Origin of the sequence: Pseudomonas agronomica (assembly GCF_025917275.1) — a bacterium.
In the GTDB taxonomy this organism is placed as follows: domain Bacteria; phylum Pseudomonadota; class Gammaproteobacteria; order Pseudomonadales; family Pseudomonadaceae; genus Aquipseudomonas; species Aquipseudomonas agronomica.
This window is the reverse complement of record NZ_JAOSHO010000219.1, coordinates 1-8,328: the sequence shown is the minus strand read 5'-3', so window position 1 is coordinate 8,328 and position 8,328 is coordinate 1. Positions and strand designations below refer to the sequence as shown.

At 62.6% G+C, this 8,328-nt stretch carries 6 protein-coding genes; all 6 read left to right on the top strand.

Annotated elements, in window-relative coordinates; translation table 11 throughout:
- Window positions 1-1,234 (top strand): ribosome rescue GTPase HflX (gene hflX, locus OC610_RS16185; RefSeq protein WP_264429012.1); only part of this gene is annotated, 1,234 nt, incomplete at its 5' end.
- Between the two features lie 85 nt (window positions 1,235-1,319).
- Window positions 1,320-2,492 (top strand): FtsH protease activity modulator HflK, encoded by a 1,173-nt coding sequence (hflK, locus tag OC610_RS16180; protein WP_181287392.1) that lies wholly within the window; start codon window positions 1,320-1,322, stop codon window positions 2,490-2,492.
- A complete protein-coding gene (gene hflC, locus OC610_RS16175; RefSeq protein ID WP_030140160.1) occupies window positions 2,492-3,361 on the top strand; it encodes a protease modulator HflC in 870 nt (289 codons plus the stop codon). Before hflK ends, hflC begins: the two co-directional genes overlap by 1 nt.
- 323 nt (window positions 3,362-3,684) lie before the next feature.
- The gene (locus OC610_RS16170; RefSeq protein WP_198797214.1) at window positions 3,685-4,872 is read left to right on the top strand and encodes an ATP phosphoribosyltransferase regulatory subunit; all 1,188 of its coding nucleotides are present in this window, start codon (window positions 3,685-3,687) and stop codon (window positions 4,870-4,872) included.
- A 55-nt stretch (window positions 4,873-4,927) separates the two neighbouring features.
- Window positions 4,928-6,220 (top strand): adenylosuccinate synthase, encoded by a 1,293-nt coding sequence (locus OC610_RS16165; RefSeq protein ID WP_003197240.1) that lies wholly within the window; start codon window positions 4,928-4,930, stop codon window positions 6,218-6,220.
- 150 nt (window positions 6,221-6,370) lie between these two features.
- Complete coding sequence (locus OC610_RS16160) at window positions 6,371-8,305, top strand: methyl-accepting chemotaxis protein (protein WP_264429009.1); 1,935 nt, start codon at window positions 6,371-6,373, stop codon at window positions 8,303-8,305.
- The last annotated feature ends 23 nt before the right edge of the window (window positions 8,306-8,328 follow it).

Genomic DNA, 8,328 nt, shown 5'->3' with positions numbered 1-8,328 from the left:
GGCGCGCGAAGATCCGCAGGAGTTTCAGGAATTGGCAATTTCGGCCGGCGCCGAGACCGTCGCGTTTTTCAACGTGCCGCGTCATCGGCCAACCGCCAAGTTCCTGATCGGCAGCGGCAAGGTCGAGGAGTTGCGCGACCTGGTCAAGGCCGAGCATATCGATCTGGTGATCTTCAACCACATCCTTACGCCCAGCCAGGAACGTAACCTCGAGCGCGTCTTCGAGTGTCGCGTGATCGACCGCACCGGGCTGATTCTCGATATCTTCGCCCAACGTGCCCGTACCCATGAAGGCAAGCTGCAGGTCGAACTGGCCCAGCTTGAACACATGAGCACGCGGCTGGTTCGCGGCTGGACTCACCTTGAGCGGCAGAAGGGCGGTATCGGCCTGCGCGGGCCGGGTGAAACCCAGCTTGAAACCGACCGGCGCCTGTTGCGGGTTCGCCTGCGCCAGATCAAGGGGCGCTTGGAGAAGGTCCGCAGCCAGCGCGAGCAGTCGCGACGCGGCCGCAAGCGCGCCGACATCCCGACGGTTTCACTGGTGGGGTATACCAACGCCGGCAAATCGACCCTGTTCAATAACGTTACCCAATCCGACGTCTACGCCGCCGACCAGTTGTTTGCCACGCTCGACCCGACCCTGCGCCGGCTCGACCTGGACGACCTCGGGCCGATCGTGCTGGCCGACACCGTGGGATTCATCCGTCACCTGCCGCACAAACTGGTCGAGGCTTTCCGGGCTACGCTCGAAGAGTCGAGCAACTCCGACCTGTTGCTGCACGTCATCGATGCCGCCGAGCCGGACCGGATGCTGCAGATCGAGCAGGTCATGGTGGTGCTGGGCGAGATCGGGGCCCAGGACTTGCCGATCCTCGAGGTATACAACAAACTCGATTTGCTCGAAGGGGTCGAGCCGCAGATCCAGCGCGATGCCGATGGCAAGCCGCAACGGGTCTGGCTCTCGGCTCGCGATGGCAGCGGCCTGGACCTGCTCAAGCAGGCCGTGGCGGAGCTGCTGGGCGATGACCTGTTTGTTGGCACCCTGAAGCTGCCGCAGCGTTTTGCCCGGCTGCGTGCCCAGTTTTTCGAGCTGGGTGCGGTACAGAAAGAAGAACACGACGAAGAAGGCGCTTGCCTGCTGGCCGTTCGCCTGCCACGGTCGGAACTGAACCGACTGGTCAGTCGTGAAGGGCTGCAACCGATGGAATTCATCGAGCAACACACTTTGCAATAAAAGCCTGAGAAAGCTGTGTCAGGCATTCTGTAGCATTGGCCGGCGCGCCGTGGGTGCGTCTTTGCTTTATCAGATGGAGAGCGCTATGGCTTGGAATGAGCCGGGTGGCAACTCGAATAACCAGGATCCCTGGGGCGGCAAGCGTCGTAACAACGGCGACCGCAAGGGACCACCGGATCTCGACGAGGCCTTCCGCAAGCTGCAGGAAAGCCTGAACGGTTTGTTCGGTGGTGGTAAGAAACGCGGTGACGATGGCGGCAGCCGTCCGGGCAAGGGCGGCGGTTTCGGCCTGCTCGGCATCGGCCTTGTCGTGCTCGCGGCGATCTGGCTGTACAGCGCGGTTTATGTCGTGGATGAGCAGGAGCAGGCCGTGGTGCTGCGCTTCGGCAAGTACTACGAAACCGTCGGCCCGGGCCTGAACATCTATTTCCCGCCGATCGACCAGAAGTACATGGAGAACGTCACGCGTGAGCGTGCCTACACCAAGCAGGGCCAGATGCTGACCGAAGACGAGAACATCGTCGAAGTGCCGCTGACCGTGCAGTACAAGATCACCAACCTGCAGGACTTCGTGCTGAACGTCGATCAGCCGGAAATCAGCCTGCAACACGCGACTGAAAGTGCCTTGCGCCATGTGGTGGGTTCCACTGCCATGGACCAGGTGCTGACTGAAGGCCGTGAACTGATGGCCAGCGAAATCAAGGAGCGCCTGCAGCGCTTCCTCGATACCTACCGCACCGGTATCACCGTCACCCAGGTCAACGTCCAGAGCGCAGCGGCACCGCGCGAAGTCCAGGAAGCCTTCGACGATGTGATCCGCGCCCGTGAAGACGAGCAGCGTTCGCGCAACCAGGCCGAGACCTATGCCAACGGCGTCGTGCCGGAAGCTCGTGGCCAGGCCCAGCGCATCATCGAGGACGCCAACGGTTATCGTGACGAAGTGGTCTCTCGCGCCAAGGGTGAGGCGGATCGCTTTACCAAGCTGGTCGCCGAGTATCGCAAGGCCCCTGAAGTGACCCGCCAGCGTCTGTACCTGGACACCATGCAGGAGGTCTTCAGCAATACCAGCAAGGTCCTCGTGACCGGTAACAAGAACGGCCAGAGCAACCTGCTGTACCTGCCGTTGGACAAGATGGTCGAGGGCAGCCGCAATACCGGCACGCCGCCAACCAGCGCGGCAGCCGCCAGCAATGAAGCCAATGCCCGCGCGGCGGCGGACCTGCAGCAACAGCAAGCACGTACCAGGGAGAGTCGCTGATGAGCAATAAATCGCTGATCGCCCTTATTGTCGGTGTCGTCGTGGCGATCGCTGCCTGGAACTGCTTCTACATCGTGGCTCAGACCGAGCGTGCGGTGTTGCTGCAATTCGGTCGCGTGGTCCAGGCTGATGTCCAGCCAGGGCTGCATGTGAAGGTGCCGTACGTCAACAAGGTGCGCAAGTTCGACGGCCGCCTGATGACCCTCGATGCACCGACGCAGCGCTTCCTGACGCTGGAAAAGAAAGCCGTGATGGTCGATGCCTATGCCAAGTGGCGCGTGAAGGATGCCGAGCGCTTCTACACCGCGACTTCCGGTCTCAAGCAGATCGCCGACGAGCGCCTGTCCCGTCGCCTGGAATCGGGCCTGCGTGACCAGTTCGGTAAACGTACCCTGCATGAAGTGGTATCCGGTGAGCGTGATGCGCTCATGGCCGACATCACCCGTTCGCTGAACGCGATGGCGGAAAAAGAGCTGGGTATCGAAGTGGTCGATGTCCGGGTCAAGGCCATCGACCTGCCGAAGGAAGTGAACCGCAGCGTGTTCGAACGCATGAGCACCGAGCGTGAGCGTGAAGCCCGCGAGCACCGCGCCAAGGGTAACGAGCTGGCCGAAGGCATCCGTGCCGACGCCGACCGTCAGCGCCGCGTGCTGCTGGCCGAAGCCTACCGTGAGTCGGAAGAGGTCCGTGGTGATGGTGATGCCCAGGCCGCTGCGATCTACGCCAAGGCCTATGGCCAGGATCAGGAGTTCTACGGGTTCTACCGTAGCCTGCGCGCCTACCGTGAAAGCTTTGCGAACAAATCCGACGTCATGGTCCTGGACCCAAGCAGCGACTTTTTCCACTACCTGGAAAAGGCCAAGCCTTGATACGACGTTGACCTGAGGCACTCCGCCCGGCGGCTAAAACGTCGGGCGGGGTGATCCTTTGGGAAAACGTGTGTATGATGCGGCAGCCGGGAAATTCCCGGCTTTTTTGCGTCTGCGCGTTCGATTGTGGTTTATGCGGTGCAGGCGTCGGGTTGAACGACCCGACAGGTTTTTCGAGGAAAGTGCTTGGCGAGGCCGATCCAGGGCCATTCGTCACGTCGCCCTTGCGTGTTGTTTGCGGTTTTTCGCATGACGCGGGCATTTTCTGCTTCACTCAAGGCCAGCCCGAAAGCTGGCCGCCCGGACCATAGGGGAATGGCGTAATGGCAACGGTAGACCGCTGGCTGCTGCCAGATGGCATCGAAGAAGTACTGCCACCGGAAGCCGCGCGTATCGAAGTAGCGCGTCGGCAGGTGTTGGATCTGTTCCAGAGCTGGGGTTACGAGTTCGTCGTTACCCCGCATATCGAGTACCTGGAATCCCTGCTGACCGGCGCGGGCCAGGACCTGGACCTGCGCACCTTCAAGGTTATCGACCCGCAATCGGGCCGGCAGATGGGCTTTCGGGCTGACATCACGCCTCAAGTGGCGCGCATCGACGCCCACACCCTGCGTCGCGAAGGCCCGAGCCGCCTGTGCTATGCCGGCAGCGTCCTGCATGCCCAGCCGCGCGCCTTGTCATCCTCTCGCAGCCCGATTCAGCTGGGTGCTGAACTGTACGGCGATGCCAGCCCAAGCAGCGACGTGGAAGTCATCAGCCTGATGTTGGCCATGCTGCAACTGGCTGATGTGCCGGATGTCCACATGGACCTCGGCCATGTCGGCATCTACCGTGGCCTGGCCCGTGCGGCCGGTTTGTCCGGGGAAGTGGAGCAGCGGTTGTTCGACGCCTTGCAGCGCAAGGCCATCGATGAGGTCATCAGCTTGACCGAAGGCCTGCCGAGCGACCTGTCCGGCATGTTGCGGGCGTTGGTGGATCTCTGCGGCGGCCGTGAAGTGCTGGACGCTGCTCGCGAGCGCCTGGCCGGCGCGCCGGCACCGGTGTTGGCGGCGCTGGATGATCTATTGGCGATTGCCGAGCGTCTGTCGGTGCGTTTCCCCGAGTTGCCGCTGTATTTCGACCTGGGCGAACTGCGCGGCTATCACTATCACACCGGCGTGGTGTTCGCGGTGTTCGTCCCGGGCGTTGGCCAGTCCATCGCCCAGGGCGGTCGCTACGACGACATCGGCGCCGACTTCGGTCGCGCCCGTCCGGCGACCGGTTTTTCCACCGATTTGAAAACCCTGGTGACCCTGGGGCGTGCTGAAGTCGAGCTACCGTCTGGCGGTATCTGGATGCCTGACAGTACGGATGCGGCACTCTGGCAGGCGGTCTGCCAGTTGCGCAGTGAGGGTCAGCGTGTCGTCCAGGCCTTGCCTGGACAACCTTTGGCCGCCGCCCGTGAAGCGGACTGCGACCGGCAATTGATTCAGCAGAACGGGCTTTGGCAAGTATTGCCGCTGGCTTCTTGAGTTTTCCTGCCGGCCTGGAGCCGGCACCAAGTTTGCGCGAATGAGGACAAGTGTTATGGGTAAGAATGTCGTAGTCCTGGGCACCCAATGGGGTGATGAGGGCAAAGGCAAGATCGTTGATCTGCTGACCGAACATGCTGCCGCCGTAGTGCGCTACCAAGGTGGCCACAACGCCGGTCACACCCTGGTGATCGACGGTGAAAAAACCGTCCTGCACCTGATTCCATCGGGCGTGCTGCGCGAAGGCGTGCAATGCCTGATCGGCAACGGTGTGGTGGTCGCGCCCGACGCGCTGCTGCGGGAAATCATCAAGCTGGAAGAGAAAGGCGTACCGGTGCGCGAGCGCCTGCGTATCAGCCCGTCCTGTCCGCTGATCCTGTCCTACCACGTTGCGCTGGACCAGGCCCGTGAAAAGGCCCGTGGCGAACTGAAGATCGGCACCACCGGTCGCGGTATCGGCCCGGCCTACGAAGACAAGGTGGCCCGTCGCGGCCTGCGCATCGGCGACCTGTTCCACCGTGAGCGTTTCGCCGCCAAGCTGGGCGAGTTGCTGGACTACCACAACTTTGTCCTGGTCAACTACTACAAAGAGCCGGCCATCGACTTCCAGAAGACCCTGGATGAGTGCATGGAATACGCCGAGCTGCTCAAGCCGATGATGCTCGACGTCACTGCCGAGCTGCACGAGCTGCGCCGCGCCGGCAAGGACATCATGTTCGAAGGCGCCCAGGGTTCGCTGCTGGACATCGACCACGGCACCTACCCGTACGTCACCAGCTCCAACACCACCGCGGGCGGTATCGCCACCGGTTCGGGTTTTGGCCCGATGTACCTGGACTACATCCTGGGCATCACCAAGGCCTACACCACCCGCGTCGGTTCGGGTCCGTTCCCGACTGAGCTGTTCGACGACGTCGGTGCCTTCCTGGCCAAGCGCGGCCACGAGTTCGGTGCTACCACCGGTCGTGCCCGTCGTTGCGGCTGGTTCGATGCCGTGATCCTGCGTCGCGCCATCGACGTCAACAGCATCTCGGGCCTGTGCCTGACCAAGCTGGACGTACTGGACGGCCTGGAAACCATCAATATCTGCGTGGGCTACAAGAACCAGGACGGCGCGGTCATCGACGCACCGACCGATGCCGACAGCTACATCGGCCTGGAGCCGGTGTACGAGCAGATGCCAGGCTGGACCGAGTCGACCGTGGGCGCCAAGACCCTGGAAGAGCTGCCGTTGGCCGCGCGCAATTACATCAAGCGCGTCGAAGAGCTGGTCGGTGCGCCGATCGACATTATTTCGACGGGGCCGGACCGCAACGAAACCATCGTCCTGCGTCATCCGTTTGCCTGATAAGTCGTTGATGTAAAAAACAAAGGGCTCCTTAGGGAGCCCTTTGTCGTTTCTGTCTGGCCGACGGCACGACACTTGCTATGCCTCACCATCAAGGCACCGCTTTCACGAGTGCCATCAAATTAATGGCGTTTGGTAGAGGGATTTCAAGTGTCGGCCGTTCTCTCACTGTTACAAAGCCGTTTGTTGCGGCCCGTGTTCGTTACGCTCGGTATCGCCCTTTTGGTGCAGGTACTGGTCGCCGTTGCGCTGACCCGAAGCACGGTCACGGCGCTTGAATCCGACCTGGGCGCCCGCTTGGGCGCCGACAGCCAGAAACTGGCGGGTGAGCTGGAGCAGGCTGGGCGTGAAGTCACGTCGAGCCTGGACAGCTTGTCCGCCAGTACTCGCCAGCGCTTGGCGGCCGGTCTGTCCTCGCGTCTGAAGGAGGAGCAGGCCCAACTGCGTACGACCCTGGAAAAAGACTTGCGTGATTCCGCCAATGATATGGCGCAGCTCCTGGCCTCGGTCGCGCCTCGCGCCATGTGGGACAGTGACGTACCGACCCTGTCCGAATTCGCCCGCCGGGCCCAGCGCAATCCCAACGTGCTGTTCGTCATCTATGACGACGCGGCCGGTGAACACCTGACGCGTTACCTGAACCGGGAAAACCCGATCAACAAGGCCTTGTTGGAAAAGGGCAAGGGCGAGCGGGCACTGGACAAAGTGCTGGATGCGGCGAAGAACGATCCATCGGTGTTCTACCTCGAAGCCTCGATCAACCCCAATGGGGTGGAAATCGGCAAGGTGCTGATGGGTGTTTCCACCGCGTCCGTGGAAACCGACCTGAAGGCGCTGGATCAGCGGTTCTCCGCGTTGATTGCCAGCAGTGATCAATTGGTGGGTGACAGCCTCAAGGGCGCGGCTGCCGACAGCGCCGCCGCGATGCGCGGCCGCCTGGGCTCGGCGCAGGCTACTGCCACCGAAATGCAGACCAACACCACCGCTACCGTGCAGGAAGCTGCGGGGACGTTGCGTTGGCGCATCGGCCTGGGCCTGGCGCTGGTGGGGTTGGGCGTGCTGGTGCTGCTGGCCGTGGTGCTTGGGCGTCGGGTGGTCAATCGCTTGAAATTGTTGATCGCTGCGATGAACGACCTGGCGGCGGGCGAGGGCGACCTGACCAAGCGTGTGCAGATCAGCAGCAAGGATGAAATTGGCGACATGGCGTCGGCGGTGAATCGCTTTGTGGATAAGTTGCAACCTATCGTGCGCGAGGCGGGCGATGTGGCCCAGCGTACCGGTCAGGAAATTGGCGCGATGACCTTGCGCAACTCCGGTGCCGACGCGGCGGCTGGCATGCAGCGCGATGAAGTGGCCGAAAGCCTGCGGGCGCTGTCGCAGATGGCCGATGAGGCGGCGTCGGAAAGCCAGGCGATGCAGGCTGCCTTGCAGCAAGTGGTCGAGATCCGTCAGGCCACTGATGAAACCACTCGTACCTCGGCCAAGGTCGGCAGCTTGATCGAGGCGCTGGCCGGGCAGGTGGACACCGGGGCGAAGGTCATCGAGCGGCTGGCCCAGCAGAGCGAGCAGATCGAAGTGGTGCTGACGGTGATCCACGGCATCGCCGAGCAAACCAACCTGCTGGCCCTGAACGCGGCCATCGAGGCGGCGCGCGCCGGGGAAACCGGACGCGGGTTTGCGGTGGTGGCAGATGAGGTTAGGGCGCTGGCGAGCAAGACTCAGAGTTCAACCGGTGACATTCAGGCCCATATCGTGGCCCTGCAGCAGGGGGCTCGGGAGGCAGTGGCTGCGATTGGCCAGGCCGGGCGGCAAGCCAGTGAAGGTCTGTCGGTTTTGCGTGACAGTGCGCGGCTGCAGCAGTCGGTGCAGGCTTCCGTTGAACAGGTGCATGCCGCCATTGGCTTGGCGACCCAGGCGGCGGCGCATCAGGCCCAGGGCGCGCAAGCGGTGCGTGGTCGGGTCGAGACCATTCATGCCCAGGCCGAGAAAGCTGCCCAGGCGGTGGTTGAGACGACGGCCAGTGGCAAGGTGCTGGATAATCTGGCGGCGCAGTTGAAGGCTAGCCTGGGGCAGTTCAGGGCCTGATTCGAGATTTTGATGGCTGCCTC